Here is a 15,164-nt window from a genome sequence, read left to right as displayed (position 1 = left end):
TCCTTACCGCGCCGCGACCCCGACGATCTCCACCGCATAGTCCGGCCGGGCCAGGCGGGCCTCGACCGTCGCCCGGGCCGGCGGGTTGTCGGTGTCGACCCACGCGTCCCAGGCCTGGTTCATCTCGTCGAAGCCGGCGATGTCGGCCAGGTAGATGGTGACGCTGACCAGGGCCGCCTTGGTCACCCCGGCCTGGGCCAGGGTGTCGTCGATCTGGGCCAAGACCTCCTGGGTCTGGATCAGCACGGACTGGCCGCGCGTCTCCTCGGCGACGTGGCCGGCCAGGAACACCAGGCCATGGGCGGCGACCGCGTCGCTCCAGCGGGCGGCCTTGCCGATGCGTTCGATCATCTGAGACTCCCAAGTCTACCGCAGGGTTGCATCACGCAGGCGGCGGCGTCTTCCCCCAAGCGCATCCGGACGGTTCAGCACCTTGCGGTACTCATCGCGGCGTTCGTGGATCGAGGCGATGACCAGGCCCATCGGCACGCCGATGTCGACCAGCACCGCTTCGGACAACTGCAGGGAGGCCTCGATGGTTTCGGGCACGGCGTCGGTGGCGCCCAGCTCGTATAGGCGGGCGGCGTGGCGGGCGTCGCGGGCGCGGACCACGATCGGCACGTCCGGCCGGGCGCCGCGCGCCGCAGCGACCACCGCCTCGGCGACCTCGAAGGCGTCCATGGTCACGACCACCGCCCGGGCCGTGGCCAGGCCGCAGCGTTCCAGCAGCTCCAGCCGCGAGGCGTCGCCGTAATAGATGCGCGAGCCGTCGCGGCGGCCCTGTTCGACCAGGCGGGCGTCGCGCTCGACGGCGATCCAGGGCAGGTCGTGGCGCCCCAGCATGTCGCCGACCAGCTTGCCCACGCGACCATAACCGACGACCAGCACCTGGCCGGCCGGTTCGGGACCGACGCGGTCGGGCTCGCGCTCGGTGGACGGCGGCGTCTCGCTGATCGGCAGGGGCGCGGTCTTGCGGCCCAGATAGCCGCCCAGCGCCGCCAGGCCCGGGATCAGGAACATGGTCAGGGTCGCCGAGACCAGCACCGCCTGACCGATGGCCGGGGAGACGACCTCGGCCCCGATGGCGTTGTCCAGCAGCACGAAGGCGAACTCGCCGCCGGCCGCCAGGATCAGGGCCGCCTCGATCGCCGCGCGCTTGTTCAGGCCCATGACCAGGCCGCTGCCGAACACCACCGCCGTCTTGAGCACCAGGAGGCCCACGGCCGTGGCCAGGATCGCGGCCGGCTGGGCCGCCAGCAGGGAGAGGTCCAGGCGGATACCCAGCGACACGAAGAACAGGCTGAGCAGCAGGCCCTTGAACGGCTCGATCTTGACCTCGACCTCGTGGCGATACTCGGTCTCGGCCAACAGGATGCCGGCCACGAAGGCGCCCAGCGCCATCGACAGGCCCGACAGGGCCGCGACCATGCCCGCGCCGATGATCACCAGCAGGCAGGCGGCCATGAACATCTCTTCGCTCTTGGCCTTGGCGACGGACTTCAGCATCGGCCGCAGGGCCAGGCGCCCGACCAGCACGATCGCGCCCAGGCCGATGGCGGCCGGCGCCAGGGCGAGCAGGTCTTGCAGCTGGAAGCTGCCGTGGCCGCGTCCCAGGATCGCCAGGGTGATCAGGATCGGCGCGACGGCCAGGTCCTGGAACAGCAGCACCGAGAAGGTGGCGCGGCCGGCCTCGGAATGCAGGCGGCGACGCTCGGCCAGCACCGGCACGGCGATGGCGGTGGACGACAGGGTCAGGGCCGCGCCCAGGGTCAGGGCCGCCACCGGGTTCTGGCCCAGCATCATGGCGCCCGCGCCCAGGGCCAGCGAGCAGCCGATCACCTGGATCGCACCCAGGCCGAACACCCACTTGCGCATCAGCCGCAGGCGCTCCCACGAGAGCTCCAGCCCGATCATGAACAGCAGGAACACCACCCCGAACTCGGCCAGCTGGGCGATTTCGTCGGGGTTGTCGACGGTGACGTAGTCCAGCCACGGGGCGTAGGGAATGAACCGGCCCAGGCCGTACGGGCCCAGGATCACCCCGGCCAGCAGGTAGCCTAGGATCGGATTGATCTTAAGGCGTTTGAACAGCGGCGCGACAATGCCGGCGGTCGCCAGGAACAGGACCAGGTCCTTGTAGCTCTCTGGTGAAACCTCGTGCTGCACGCGCCCTCCTGCTGTGTCTTCCTTTGTTGCGCGTCCGGGCGGCGAACCGCTCACACTTCGCCTGACGCGCTCGCCTTAAACCGGTCGCTTGAACCGCACGCCGGCCCCCGCCTCGTCCGCCACGATCAGCGACACCCCGCCGGCCTCGATCGCGTCGATCAGGAGGCGTTCGGTGCTATGGTGCAAGGCGTGGCGCTCGGTCTCGAAGTCCTTGACCGTGCTCCGTGACACGCCTGCCTTGTCGGCAAGCTCGCCCTGGGACCAATTGATCAGCCCGCGGGCGGCCCGGCATTGCGCCGGAAGGAGAATTTTTGCGTGCGGCATCTGGCGTACCTGGGTTTTATCACCCATATTGGTTGAGTACGCCCGAAAAAGCTGATCGTCAAGGAGAGCCTTTGCACCACACCTCGCTGATCGCCACCATCGTCGCGGGTCTCGGCCTCGCCTTCATCTTCGGCGCCATCGCCAACCGGCTGAAGCTGCCGGTGCTGGTCGGCTACCTGCTGGCCGGCGTGCTGGTCGGGCCGTTCACGCCCGGCTACGTGGCCGACCAGGAGCTGGCCCCGCAGCTGGCCGAGATCGGCGTGATCCTGCTGATGTTCGGCGTCGGCCTGCACTTCTCGCTCAAGGACCTGATGGCGGTGAAGAACATCGCCATCCCCGGCGCGGTCGTGCAGATCGCGGCGGCGACAGTGATGGGTCTGGGCCTGGCGGTCGCGCTGGGCTGGAGCGTCGGGGCGGGGATCGTGTTCGGCCTCGCTTTGTCGGTCGCCTCGACCGTGGTGCTGCTACGCGCCCTGCAGGAGCGGCGGCTGATCGAGACCGGGCGCGGCAAGATCGCGGTCGGCTGGCTGATCGTCGAAGACCTGGCCATGGTGCTGGCGCTGGTCCTGCTGCCGGCCCTGTCGGGCGTGCTGGGCGGCGAGCCGCCGGCCAATGCCAGCGGCGGCGTGGCGATGGCCTTCGCCGTCACCATCGGCAAGGTCGTGGCGTTCGTGGCCTTCATGCTGATCGTCGGCCGCCGGGTGATCCCCTGGATCCTGCATCGCATCGCCCACACCGGCTCGCGCGAGCTGTTCCGCCTGGCCGTGCTGGCCATCGCGCTGGGCGTGGCGTTCGGTTCCGCCGCCCTGTTCGGCGTGTCGTTCGCCCTGGGGGCCTTCTTCGCCGGCATGATCATGGCCGAGAGCGAGCTGTCCCAGCAGGCCGCCAACGAGACCCTGCCGCTGCGCGACGCCTTCGCGGTGCTGTTCTTCGTCTCGATCGGCATGCTGTTCGACCCCAGCGTCCTGCTGCGCGAGCCGCTGGCGGTGCTGGCCACCCTGGCGATCATCGTGGTCGGCAAGTCGATCGCCGCCCTGGTCATCGTCCTGGCCTTCCGCCGCCCGATGAGCACGGCCCTGACCATCTCGGTCAGCCTGGCCCAGATCGGCGAGTTCTCGTTCATCCTGGCGGGCCTGGGCGTCTCGCTGAAGCTGCTGCCCGACAACGGCCGCGACCTCGTCCTGGCCGGCGCCATCCTGTCGATCCTGGTCAATCCGCTGCTGTTCGCCTGGCTGGACCGCATCCTGCCCAAGATGATCGCCAAGGAGCGCGCCGCGGCCGGCGAGCCGCCGCTCACCGCTGCCGCCAAGCCGCACGCCCTGCTGATCGGCTACGGCCGGGTCGGCAAGGCCGTGGCCGAGGGCCTGAAGGGCAAGACGCCGCTGGTGGTGATCGAGGACGATCCCGAGCGGGCCGAGGAACTGCGCAAGGCCGGCTACGAGACGATCGGCGGCAATGCGGTCAAGCCCGAGGTGCTGCTGAAGGCGGGCCTCGACAAGGCCACCCACCTCTTCGTCGCCGTGCCCAATCCGTTCGAGGCCGCCCGCATCATCGAGCAGGCCCGCGCCGCCAATCCCAAGTGCGAGATCGTCGCCCGCGCCTATACCGACGCCGACGTCCTGCTGCTCAAGCAGATGGGCGCCACCCACGCGCTGATCGGCGAAGAAGAGATCGCAAAAGGCATGCTGTCGCGAGCGCCGAAGAAGAAACCGGCGGCCAGTTCAACGCATCACTGACCGATTTTACTGGTCACGGCGCCTCATGAGCGGTAACCGCCCCGGATGATCGAACGTCACCCCTCCGGCGGCTACATCCTGGAAGAACTGTCCGTCGGGATGGTCGCCGAGAAGCACGTCCCCGTCACCGAAGAGCGCATCGGCCTGTTCGCCGAGGCTTCGGACGACTTCAACCCCGTCCACATGGACGAGGCCTTCGCCAGCAAGACCGCCTATCGCGGCCGCATCGCCCATGGCCTGCTGTCGGCCTCTTTCGGTTCCGCTGTGGTCGGGACGATCCTGCCGGGCGCCGGGGCGATCTACCTGTCGCAGACCCTGGCCTTCCACAAGCCGGTGCGGATCGGCGACGTCGTCACCGCCCGCGTCACGGTCGCCGCCATCGATCTCGAGAGCGCCCGCGTCACCCTGCGCTGCGAAGGCCTGGTCGGCGACGAGCCGATCATGGACGGCGAGGCGGTCGTCCGCGTGCCGCGCCGCCGCAAGCCCGCCAGCCGGGGCTGACGCCCGCCCGCCTTGCGGCGACGCACGGGCTTGGCCATGGTGCGCCCTTCGATTTTTCGGGGGAGCGCATGCGTAAAGTTCTGATCGGCCTCGTCGGCCTGGCCTGTTCCGCGACCACCGCCATGGCTGCTGACCCGGGCGCCAACGCGCCCGTCCAGTACGAGGTCTCGTTCGAGAACGCCGCCCACCACGAGGCCCAGATCACGGCGACCTATCGCGGCGCGCCCAAGGGGCCGCTGCATCTGCGGATGTCGCGCTCGTCGCCGGGCCGCTACGCGATCCACGAATTCGCCAAGAACGTCTACAAGGTCACCGCCGTCGACGGGGCCGGCAAGCCGCTCCAGCTCGAGCGCACCGATCCCTACGGCTGGACGGTCAACGGCCACGACGGGACTGTACGGGTGAGCTACACCCTGTACGCCGACCGGGGCGACGGCACCTATTCCCAGGTCGACGCCACCCACGCCCACCTGAACATGCCCGCCACCTTCCTGTGGGCCGACGGCTATGACGACAAGCCGATCCGCGTGGCCTTCAAGCGCGCCGATCCCAGCTGGAAGATCGCCACCCAGCTGCCCGCCGCCAGCGGGGCGGACACGTTCTGGGCCCCGAACCTGCAGTATTTCATGGACAGCCCGACCGAACTGTCGGCCTTCACCCTGCGCGAATGGCCGGTCACGGACAACGGCAAGACCTACACGTTCCGTCTGGCCCTGCATCACCCCGGCACGGACGCCGACGCCGACAAGTTCGCCGAGAAGCTGAAGGCTATCGTGCCCGAGCACATCAAGGTGTTCGGCGAGCTGCCGAAGTTCGACCACGGGACCTACACCTTCATCGCCGACTACATGCCGCAGATCACCGGCGACGGCATGGAGCATCGCAACTCGACCTTCATCAGCCAGCCGCGCTCGCTGTTCCGGGGCAATTTCAGCCAGCTGGGCACGGCCAGCCACGAGTTCTTCCACGCCTGGAACGTCGAGCGCATCCGCCCCGCCGAGCTGGAGCCGTTCGATTTCACCAAGGCCAACCCGACCCCGTCGCTGTGGCTGGCCGAGGGCTTCACCCAGTACTACGGCCCGCTGCTGATCCGCCGCGCCGGCCAGTCGACCACCGACGAGTTCCTGACCAGCCTGTCGGGCACGCTGAACGGCGTCGTCACCGGCCCGGGGCGCCTGTACGGCTCGCCGCAGGAGATGAGCCTGCGCGCCCCGTTCGTCGACGCCGCCGCCGCGCTCGACCCGACCAATCCGAACATCTTCACCTCGTACTATCCGTACGGCGCGATCATCGGCCTGGCCCTGGACCTGCAGCTGCGCGGGCGCGAAAAGCCGCTTAGCCTGGACGACTTCATGAAGCGGATGTGGAAGACCCACGGCGCGCCGGAAAAGCCCTACAAGCCCGTCGACATCCAGGCCGCCCTTGCTCAGACCACCGGCGACGCCAAGTTCGCGGGCGACTTTTTCAAGGCCAGCATCGAAGGCTCGGCCCTGCCCGACTTCGGCCTGCTGCTGGAGCAGGCCGGCCTGAAGCTGCGCCCCAAGTCACCCAAGAAAGCCTGGCTGGGCGCGTCGCGCGTGAAGGTCACGGCGCCGAGCTGATCCTGGATCAGCCGCCCGTCCCGAACAGCCCGCTCTACGCCGCCGGCCTGGAGGTCGGCGATCGCATCGTCGGCATCGGCCGGTTCGAGTTTACCAATGAGGCCGACTGGACCGACGCGCTGGATCGCCTCAAGCCAGACGAGGCCACCACGGTGAAGTTCGTCCAGCGCGGCCAGACCCGCGAGGCCCCGTTGAAGGTCGCCGCCGACCCGACGCTGGAAGTCGTCCGTTTCGAAAAGGCCGACCTCAAGCCGACCGACGCGCAGCTGGCCTTCCGCAAGGCCTGGCTGGGCGCGGAGAGCGAACCGGCGAAATAGGCGTCAGTCTCGGCGGCGGCCCAGCAGCCAGCAGGTCGCCGCCCAGGCCGAGCCCGCGGCCCAGCCGCCCAGCACGTCATTGGCCCAGTGGACGCCCAGATAGACCCGGCTGAAGCCCACGGCCGCCGCGCCCGCCGCGCCGCAGGCCAGGGCGTAGGCGCGCATCGCCGAGCCCTTGGCGCCCTGGGCTACGACGAGGCCCAGCGACAGGAAGGTCGCCGCCGACAGCAGCGCGTGGCCGCTGGGGAAGCTCTCGTTGACCGCCTCGGCGGCGCGATACTCGGCCGGCGGCCGTCCGCGCTTGAACAGGTTCTTGAGGCCTTCGCTCAAGGCCAGCGCTCCGGCGAACGACGCCGCCAGCACCAGCGCCTCGCGCCGCTTGCCCGCGATCAGCAGGCCGCCGGAGACCACGCCCGTCGCCCCCGCCAGCACGGCGAGGCCGCCCAGGGCGCTGACCTCGGTCAGGCCGTCCTTGACCCACTCGCCACCCACGGGCTGGGCCGGATCGCCGCCCCGCCGCAGGCCTTTCAGGATCGCCCAGTCGGACGCCTGGCCGTCGGCCTCGTTCTGGTCGTCGGCGACGTCCTGGAACACGGCCAGGGCCACGCCGAGACCAAGCATGGCCGCCAGGGCGAAACCTTCGGTGCGGGGATTCAGGAGGTGACGGGCCTTGTGCATCAGGCGTCAATCCCGAGCTCCGCCGGTCGTTCCGAAGGATCTCAAGCTGCGCCGCTTGCGTTGTGAAGGTTCAACCGGAGCCAACACATGACCCGCACCCTTCTGACCCTGACCGTCGCCCTCGCCCTGACCGGCCTCGCCGCCTGCGACAAGGAAGCCGGCCGCAAGCAGGAGACCGTGGGCAAGGTCGAGTCCGGCGTCGGCACGCTGGTCGGCGACAAGGACCTCAAGGCCGAAGGCAAGAAGGACAAGGTCGCCGGCAACGTCAAACAGGGCGACCTGAAGGACGCCGTCAAGGACGCGAAGAAGTAGGCGCCAAACACCGCTCATCCCCGCGAAAGCGGGGTGAGCGGCTGTCATGGATCGTTACGCCTCGGGCGCTTCGTCGTCGCTCGGGCCTTCGCGGAACTCGTCCGCGCCGACGAAGGCGACGCCCTCTTCGTCCAGGACCCAGGCGCCCAGGAAGGCCTCGTGGGTCGGATCGAGCTCTTCGTCGATCAGGTCGCCGTCATAGAGGCCGACCGTGCTGAAGTCGAAGTCCAGCGACAGCTGGTGGGCCATGCCGACCATCTCTTCGGCCATGCGGCGCGAATAGCCCAGGGCCTCGCTGTCATTGGTGAACTCGTCGCTCAGCGTACTCACTTCCGCCGCATCGCTGCCTTGGGTCGCACTGGTCGTGACGATGGTGAACGCGGGCATGGGCATCTCTCGTAAGGCTGGATCTTCCACCTAGCCCTGTTTGTACGCGTCGCGGACCAGGTTTCTCAAAAAACCTTTCGTTACGTCAGGTTCCGTCGCCGCCCCGGGCATTGCGCTTCGTGGCGCGATAGGTCTTCTGCAGCGCGGCCAGGCGGCGGCGCTCGGCGTCCCGGGCAAGGCGCTCGGCCTTGTTCTCGGCCTCGGCCAGTTCGGCCTCCAGCTTCTGGAAATTGGCCCAGCGGGCAGGGTCGAGCTCGCCGTCCGCCATCGCCTTGCGCACCGCGCAGCCGGGCTCGTTGGCGTGGCCGCAGTCGTTGAACTTGCAAGCCTCGATCAGGCGCTCGATGTCGTCGAACGCCACGCCCAGGCCCTCCTCGGCGTCGATCAGCCCCACCTCGCGGATACCAGGCGTGTCGAGCATCAGCGCGCCGCCGGGCAGCAGCACCAGCTCGCGGTGGCTGGTGGTGTGGCGGCCCTGGTCGTCGGCCTCGCGGATCGCCTGGGTCGCCATCCGGTCCTCGCCGAGGAAGGCGTTGACCAGGGTGGACTTGCCCACGCCCGACGAGCCGATCAGCACGCAGGTCTCGCCCGGCGCCACCTGGGCCAGCAGGCCGTCGACGCCCACCCCCTGCTTGGCCGAGACCAGCAGCGCCTGGCAGTCACCGGCCAGGGCGGCGATGGCGTCGAGCTGCTCTTTCGGATCGTCGACCAGGTCGGACTTGGTCAGCACCACCACCGGCCGCGCGCCGCTCTGCCAGGCGGCGGCCAGGTAGCGCTCGATCCGGCGCGGATTGAGGTCGGCGTTCAGCGAGGTGACCACGAAGACCACGTCGATATTGGCGGCGATCACCTGCAGGCTCTGGACGCTGTCGGCCGCCTTGCGCACGAAGGCGGTGCGGCGCGGCAGGCTGGCGTGGACGGTGGCGACGCCTTCGCGCGGGTTCAGCGACAGCGCCACCCAGTCGCCGACGGCCGGCTGGTCGGCCTCGCGCGCCTCGTGCATCAGGCGGCCGGCGGACTTGGCGCGCAGCTCGCCCTCGTCGGTGACCACCTGATAGCTATCGCGGTGCTGGGCGACGATGCGGCCGGGGATGTGGCCAGCAAGCGCATGCGGCGCGAAGGCCTGCTGCAGCGTATCGGACCAGCCATAGGATCGGATCAAGTCACGGGCCTTCTCATCGCCGGCGACGATCGCGGCGGGCCCTTTCTAGGGCTCTAGGTCCCCGGCCGCCAGCGATCAGTGACCTTCCTTAAGTACCCACGCTTCCATCCGCCTCACCCCGGCCCGATTGACCCCGCCGCGCCCGCGCCCTACTCAGCCAACACCATGACCGCCCGTCCCGGACAGTTCCGAGCCTTGCTCGCCGCGCTCGCGGCGATGCTGGCCGTGTTCGTGATGGGGCTGACGCCGGCCGCCGCCATGGCCCATGACCTGCGCGAGAGCGGGTCGGCGATGGTGATCTGTACGGCCGACGGCTCCAAGGTCGTGGTCATCGACGAGAACGGCCAGGTCCGCACGGCGCCCGCCAAGGGCTTCATGGGCCTGAAGTGCTCCAACTGCGTGGGCCCGACCCTGGCGGCCACGCTGGACACGCCGGTCCCGGCCATCACCCCCGTCCGCTACGCCGAGTATGTCGAGACGCCGGTCGAGCGCGTCCTGGGCGTGCGTGGCCATGCCCGCGCGCCACCCCGTCCGCCCAGCCAGGGCCCGCCCTCTTTCCTGAACGCCTGACCCTTTTGCCGCCGCGCCGCGTTTGAGACGCCGCGCGCCTCGTCACGCTTTCAGGACGCCTTCGTTCATGTCGACCTTCCGCCACGCCCTGCTGGGCGCCGCCACGCTTGCCTGCTTCACCTCCACCGCCCACGCCGAAGAGGCCGACCAGGTTTCGTCGGTCATCGTCACCGCCCGCCCGAACCCCGAGGATCCGCCCGTCGTCGCCGACGCGCGCCGGCGGCTGTCGGAGACGCCCGGCGCGGTGTCGGTGATCTCGCAGGAGAGCTACATCAACCGCCAGGCCCTGGCCCTGGACGACATGCTGCGCGACGCGCCCGGGGTGTACGCCCAGCGCAAGTGGGGCGGAGACATCCGCATCTCGATCCGGGGTTCGGGCATCGGCAACGCCAACCATAACCGGGGCCTCCTGCTGGCCCAGGACGGCGTGCCGCTGAACGAGGCCGACGGCTATGGCGACAGCCAGGTCGCCGACCCGCTGAACACACGCTATGCCGAGGTCTATCGCGGCGGCAACGCCCTGCGTTTCGGCGGGGCGCTGCTGGGCGGGGCGATCAACATGGTGACGCCGACGGGCAAGGACGCGGGCTTCACCGGCCAGGTGCGGCTGGACGGCGGTTCGTTCGGCCTGGCCCGCGAGCACATCGCCATTGCCCGCCAGTCGGGTGACTGGGACGTCTTCGCCGCCGCCACCAACCAGACCAGCCAGGGCTGGCGCTCGCAGAGCCAGCAGAACATCCAGTTCGGCGCGCTCAATATCGGCCGCAGCTTCGGCGAGGACCGCGAGGTGCGGTTCATCATCAACGGCTCCAACATCAACCAGGAGATCCCCGGATCCCTGACCCTGGCCCAGTTCGAGGCCAATCCGCGCCAGTCGGCGGCCGGCAACCTGTCGGGCGACCAGGCGCGCGGCCAGCGCGGCCTGCGCGGCTCGCTGCGCACCACCTGGCGGCTCTCCGACCAGCTGGTCTTCGAGGGCGCGGTGTATGCGGTGTGGAAGGACCTGGACCACCCGATCTTCCAGGTCATCGACCAGCAGAGCCGCAACTACGGCGCCTTCGGCCGCTTCGACTGGGACGGCGAGCTGGCCGGCAAGCGGGCCGACGCCTTCTTCGGCGCCTGGTACCGGACCGGCGACATGGACAGCAATTTCTACGTCAACAACCGGGGCGCCCGCGGCGCGCCGACGTCGCGGACGCTGCAGAACGCCAAGGCCATGGACGTCTTTGGCGAGGGGCGCGTCTTCGTCAGCGAACACGTCGCCATGGTGGCCGGCGCGACCTGGGGCCAGGCCGAGCGCGACTACACCAGCTTCGCGATCCCCGGCCAGACGGGAACCTTCAACCTCAAGGCCGACAAGACCTACAACTGGGTCTCCCCGCGTGTCGGCCTGCTGTGGCAGGGCGAGGCGGGCGACCAGGTCTTCGCCAATCTGACTCGCTCGGTCGAGCCGCCGAACTTCAGCTCGATGAGCCCGACCAACACCGGCTTCGCCCCCGTGAAGGCGCAGAAGGCCTGGACCGGCGAGGTCGGCGCGCGCGGCCATCGCGGGCCGTTCACCTACGACCTGACCCTGTACCGCGCCGAGCTGCGCGACGAGATGCTGCAATATGCGGTGACCTCGTCGATCCCGGCCGCGACCTTCAATGCCGACAAGACCCTGCACCAGGGGATCGAGGCGGCGCTGGACTGGGCCGTGGCCCCGCATTGGCGGATCCGCCAGACCTGGACCTATTCAGACTTCCGCTTCCGGGGCGACGTCCAATTCGGCGACAACCGCCTGCCGATCGTGCCCAGGCACTTCTACCGCTCGGAGGTTCGGTACGACGACCCGCGCGGCTGGTTCGTGGCCCCATCGCTGGAATGGTCGGCGACCGACCAGTGGATCGACTACAAGAACACCAAGACCGCGCCGGGCTATGCCATCCTGAACCTGAACGCCGGCTGGAAACTCAGCCCGGCCGTCTCGGTGTTCGTCGATGCGCGGAACCTGGCCGACAAGGCCTATGTGTCCAACACCCAGGCCGCCGTGGCCTGGACCGCCGCCACCGCGACGCTCTGGCCCGGCGACGGCCGGTCGGTGTTCGGCGGCGTGACCGTCAGCTTCTGAGGAGGATGAGATGAAAACCCCGCTGATCGCCCTCCTGACGCTGCTAGCGACACCGGCCGCCGCCCACGTGGTGGCCGTGCCCGACACCGCCAAGGCCGGCTCCTATTCGGCCATCGCCTTCCGCGTCGGCCATGCCTGCGCGGCCGGCGACGTGACCCTGAAGGTCCGCATCGAGATCCCCGACGGCGTCGCCTCGGCCCGGCCGCAGGTGAAGCCCGGCTGGACCTACAGCATCGAACGGCCGGCCGATCCGAAGGCGGCTCCCACCGCCGTCACCTTCGAGGGTCGCCTGCCCGACGAGGCGTTCGACGACTTCGCGGTGCTGATGAAGCTCCCAGCTCAAGGCGACAAGCTCGTCTTCCCGATCGTCCAGACCTGCGAGAAGGGCGAGAGCCAGTGGACGGAAGTCCCCAGCCCCGAAGCCCCGGACGCCAAGCTGAACCGCCCGGCTCCGACCATCACCCTGATCCCCGTCTCGCCTTCCATTGGGGCGGCCGCCACCGCCCACCATCACTAAGAAAGGAGCGCCCATGTCGCGCCTGTTCGCCATCGCCCTGACCGCCATCCTCGCCGCTTCCGCCGCCCAAGCTGGCGACTACAAGCTGGGCGCCCTGACCATCCGCCAGCCTTGGAGCCGGCCTGCCCAGGCCGGCATGAACGGCGTCGGCTTCTTCACCGTCGTCAACGCCGGCAAGACCCCGGTGACGCTCAAGAGCGTCGAGACCCCCGCCGCCGGCAAGGTCGAGATCCACCAGTCCTCGACCGCCAACGGCGTGATGAGCATGCGCCGCCAGGACAACGGCGTGGTGATCCCGGCCGGCGGCCAGGTGGCCTTCGCGCCTGGCGGCTATCACCTGATGCTGCTGAGCCTGAAGACCGCCCAGGCCCAGGGGCAAAAAGTTCCGGTAACGCTGGTCTTCGATAATGGCCGCAAGGTGCAGGTCGACCTGGCCGTCCAGTTGGTTCCGCCCAGCGGACAGGCCGCGCCGGCCGGTGAGCATCACCACTGAGGACTCAAAAAATGGGTCACATGAACTTTTTTTAAGGGAGCAAATTTTCCGCGTCCGTGCAGATTGCCGCCAGCTCACACCAACGGATGCGACTTTCCATGAAAAGAGTTTTGCTCGGCGCTGCAGCGGCGGCTGCCTTGTCGATGTCGGCCTTCGGGGCCCAGGCCCACGAACAACATGCCTGCATCGATGATGCGTGCACGGTGCAATCGCTGCTGCCGCAAGGCGTGGCGGCGGCTGCCGACGCCACGACGTCGCTGGAGTCGCCCCGTTACGGCGCGTGGGGCTTTGACCTCACCGGCATGGACACCTCGGCCAAGCCGGGCGACGACTTCTACAAGTTCGCCAACGGCGCCTGGGAAACCCGCACGGTGATCCCGTCGGACCGCACCCGCTACGGCAACTTCGACAAGCTGGCCGAACTGTCGGAAGCCCGCACCAAGTCGATCATCGAAGGCTCGGCCGCCGACAAGGCCGCGACCGGTGAGAAGGCCAAGATCGGCGCCGCCTATCGCGCCTTCATGAACGAGGCCGCGATCGAGGCGCTGGACGCCAAGCCGATCCAGCCGTGGCTGGCCGGCGTCAAGAAGGTCAAGACCAAGGACGAGTTCACCGCCCTGATGGGCAAGAGCTCGGTCACGCCCTATGCCAGCCTGATCAGCCTGGGCATCTCGACCGACGCCAAGAGCCCGCAGCGCTACGCCGTCTACGCCCAGACCGGCGGCCTGTCCCTGCCCGACCGCGACTACTATCTGGACGCCAAGTTCGCCGACAAGAAGACGGCCTATCTGGCCTATGTCGAGAAGATGCTGACCCTGGGCGGCTGGGAAAAGCCGGCCGAGAACGCCAAGGCCATCGTCGAGTTCGAGACCAAGCTGGCCGAGGCCTCGTGGACCCGCGTCGAGCGCCGCAACCGCGACAAGACCTATAACCCCGCCACCCTGGCCGAGCTGCAGGCCCAGACGCCGGGCTATGACTGGAACCGCTACCTGGTCGGCACGGAACTGCCGAAGGTCGACCGCTTCATCGTGACGACCAACACCTCGTTCCCGAAGTACGCCAAGATCTATGCCGACACCCCGCTGGAGACCCTGAAGGCCTGGCAGGCGTTCAAGGTCATCGACGGCGGCGCGACCCTGCTGTCCAAGCGCTTCGTCGACGCCAGCTTCGAGTTCCGCAACAAGACCCTGTCGGGCCAGCCCGAGCAGCGCCCGCGCTGGAAGCGTGGCGTCGCCCAGGTCAACACCATGCTGGGCGAAGCGGTCGGCAAGGAATATGTCGCGACCTACTTCCCGCCGGAGTCCAAGGCCAAGATGGTCGCCCTGGTCGGCGACATCCGCACCGTCCTGGGCACGCGCATCACCGCCTCGGACTGGATGGGTCCGGAGACCAAGGCCAAGGCTCAAGACAAGCTGGCCAAGTTCACCGTCAAGATCGGCTATCCCGACAAGTGGCGTGACTACTCCAAGCTGGAGATCAAGGAAGCCGACGCCTACGGTAACCTGATGCGCACCGGCGCCTGGGACTATCGTCACGACGTCGAGCGCCTGAACCAGCCGGTCGACAAGTCCGAGTGGGGCATGACCCCGCAGACGGTCAACGCCTACTACAACTCGGTCAACAACGAGATCGTGTTCCCGGCCGCCATCCTGCAGGCCCCGTTCTTCCATCCGGACGCGGACCCGGCCGTCAACTACGGCGGCATCGGCGGCGTGATCGGCCACGAGATCGGTCACGGCTTCGACGACCAGGGCCGCAAGTCCGACGGCGACGGCGTGCTGCGCGACTGGTGGACGGCCGAAGACGCCGCCAAGTTCGACGCCCAGAAGGTCAAGCTGGGCAAGCAGTACTCGGCGTTCGAGCCCTTCCCGGGCGTGCACGTCAACGGCGACCTGACCATGGGCGAGAACATCGGCGACCTGTCGGGCCTGGCCTTTGCGCTGGACGCCTACCGCGTCTCGCTGCACGGCAAGCCCTCGCCGGTGCTGGACGGCTTCACCGGCGACCAGCGCGTCTATCTGGGCTGGGCCCAGGTGTGGCGCGGCAAGTCGCGCGACGACGCCCTCAAGCAGCAGATCGCCAGCGATCCGCACTCGCCGGGCTACTACCGCGTCAACGGCACCATCCGGAACCAGGACGGCTGGTACTCGGCCTTCGACATCAAGCCGACCGACAAGCTGTACGTCGCCCCGGCCGACCGCGTGAAGATCTGGTAGCTCGCGCTACCTGCTCCCTGAAGACAGGAAGGGCCGCCGGGTAACCGGCGGCCCTTTTTGTTGGGTGGACTAGG

Annotated in this window: 14 protein-coding genes and 1 pseudogene; 9 read left to right on the top strand and 6 right to left on the bottom strand. The window is 68.8% G+C overall.

The window, feature by feature from the left end; genetic code table 11:
• Positions 1-3 precede the first annotated feature (3 nt).
• The 3 genes from AC1RR5_RS02915 to AC1RR5_RS02905 form a co-directional block, all read right to left on the bottom strand.
• Positions 4-351 (bottom strand): RidA family protein, encoded by a 348-nt coding sequence (locus AC1RR5_RS02915; protein WP_492919590.1) that lies wholly within the window; start codon positions 349-351, stop codon positions 4-6.
• Between the two features lie 15 nt (positions 352-366).
• A complete protein-coding gene (locus AC1RR5_RS02910) occupies positions 367-2,166 on the bottom strand; it encodes a cation:proton antiporter domain-containing protein (protein WP_492919589.1) in 1,800 nt (599 codons plus the stop codon).
• Between the two features lie 75 nt (positions 2,167-2,241).
• A complete protein-coding gene (locus AC1RR5_RS02905) occupies positions 2,242-2,490 on the bottom strand; it encodes a helix-turn-helix domain-containing protein (RefSeq protein WP_492919800.1) in 249 nt (82 codons plus the stop codon).
• A gap of 71 nt (positions 2,491-2,561) precedes the next feature.
• Between AC1RR5_RS02905 and ybaL the strand changes: the two genes are divergently transcribed.
• The 3 genes and pseudogenes from ybaL to AC1RR5_RS02890 all read left to right on the top strand — a co-directional run bounded on the left by ybaL (position 2,562) and on the right by AC1RR5_RS02890 (position 6,645).
• Entirely contained in the window at positions 2,562-4,226 is a 1,665-nt protein-coding gene (gene ybaL, locus AC1RR5_RS02900; RefSeq protein ID WP_492919588.1) for a YbaL family putative K(+) efflux transporter, read from the top strand.
• A gap of 45 nt (positions 4,227-4,271) precedes the next feature.
• Complete coding sequence (locus tag AC1RR5_RS02895; RefSeq protein ID WP_492919587.1) at positions 4,272-4,727, top strand: MaoC family dehydratase; 456 nt, start codon at positions 4,272-4,274, stop codon at positions 4,725-4,727.
• Between the two features lie 68 nt (positions 4,728-4,795).
• Positions 4,796-6,645 (top strand): annotated as a pseudogene (locus tag AC1RR5_RS02890) (M61 family metallopeptidase).
• Positions 6,646-6,648: 3 nt separating this feature from the next.
• Here the strand turns inward: AC1RR5_RS02890 and AC1RR5_RS02885 are convergent.
• Complete coding sequence (locus AC1RR5_RS02885; protein WP_492919586.1) at positions 6,649-7,323, bottom strand: phosphatase PAP2 family protein; 675 nt, start codon at positions 7,321-7,323, stop codon at positions 6,649-6,651.
• Positions 7,324-7,410: 87 nt separating this feature from the next.
• Here AC1RR5_RS02885 and AC1RR5_RS02880 point away from each other — a divergent pair, with 87 nt between their 5' ends.
• The gene (locus AC1RR5_RS02880) at positions 7,411-7,635 is read left to right on the top strand and encodes a CsbD family protein (protein ID WP_454718242.1); all 225 of its coding nucleotides are present in this window, start codon (positions 7,411-7,413) and stop codon (positions 7,633-7,635) included.
• Positions 7,636-7,689: 54 nt separating this feature from the next.
• Here the strand turns inward: AC1RR5_RS02880 and AC1RR5_RS02875 are convergent, their stop codons facing one another.
• Positions 7,690-8,022 carry a hypothetical protein gene (locus AC1RR5_RS02875; RefSeq protein WP_492919585.1) on the bottom strand — a complete coding sequence of 111 codons (333 nt, stop codon included), beginning with the start codon at positions 8,020-8,022 and terminating at the stop codon, positions 7,690-7,692.
• An 85-nt stretch (positions 8,023-8,107) separates the two neighbouring features.
• Positions 8,108-9,184 (bottom strand): ribosome small subunit-dependent GTPase A, encoded by a 1,077-nt coding sequence (rsgA, locus tag AC1RR5_RS02870; RefSeq protein WP_492919584.1) that lies wholly within the window; start codon positions 9,182-9,184, stop codon positions 8,108-8,110.
• 165 nt (positions 9,185-9,349) lie between these two features.
• Here rsgA and AC1RR5_RS02865 point away from each other — a divergent pair, with 165 nt between their 5' ends.
• From AC1RR5_RS02865 to AC1RR5_RS02845, 5 genes are all read left to right on the top strand, one after another.
• Positions 9,350-9,754, top strand: a complete 405-nt coding sequence (locus tag AC1RR5_RS02865; protein WP_492919583.1) for a DUF2946 family protein — start codon at positions 9,350-9,352, stop codon at positions 9,752-9,754.
• A gap of 67 nt (positions 9,755-9,821) precedes the next feature.
• Positions 9,822-11,864: a TonB-dependent receptor family protein gene (locus AC1RR5_RS02860; RefSeq protein WP_492919582.1), complete on the top strand. Its 2,043-nt coding sequence runs from the start codon at positions 9,822-9,824 to the stop codon at positions 11,862-11,864.
• A 10-nt stretch (positions 11,865-11,874) separates the two neighbouring features.
• Complete coding sequence (locus tag AC1RR5_RS02855) at positions 11,875-12,381, top strand: YcnI family copper-binding membrane protein (protein ID WP_492919581.1); 507 nt, start codon at positions 11,875-11,877, stop codon at positions 12,379-12,381.
• A 13-nt stretch (positions 12,382-12,394) separates the two neighbouring features.
• On the top strand, positions 12,395-12,874 hold the full coding sequence (locus AC1RR5_RS02850) for a copper chaperone PCu(A)C (protein WP_492919580.1): 480 nt from the start codon (positions 12,395-12,397) through the stop codon (positions 12,872-12,874).
• Positions 12,875-12,972: 98 nt separating this feature from the next.
• Positions 12,973-15,090 carry a M13 family metallopeptidase gene (locus AC1RR5_RS02845; RefSeq protein WP_492919579.1) on the top strand — a complete coding sequence of 706 codons (2,118 nt, stop codon included), beginning with the start codon at positions 12,973-12,975 and terminating at the stop codon, positions 15,088-15,090.
• Positions 15,091-15,164 lie beyond the last annotated feature (74 nt).

This window comes from Caulobacter sp. GW821-FHT11E11 (assembly GCF_058808315.1).
The sequence above is the reverse complement of the archived record's forward strand: the minus strand, read 5'-3'. Positions and strand labels throughout refer to the sequence as shown.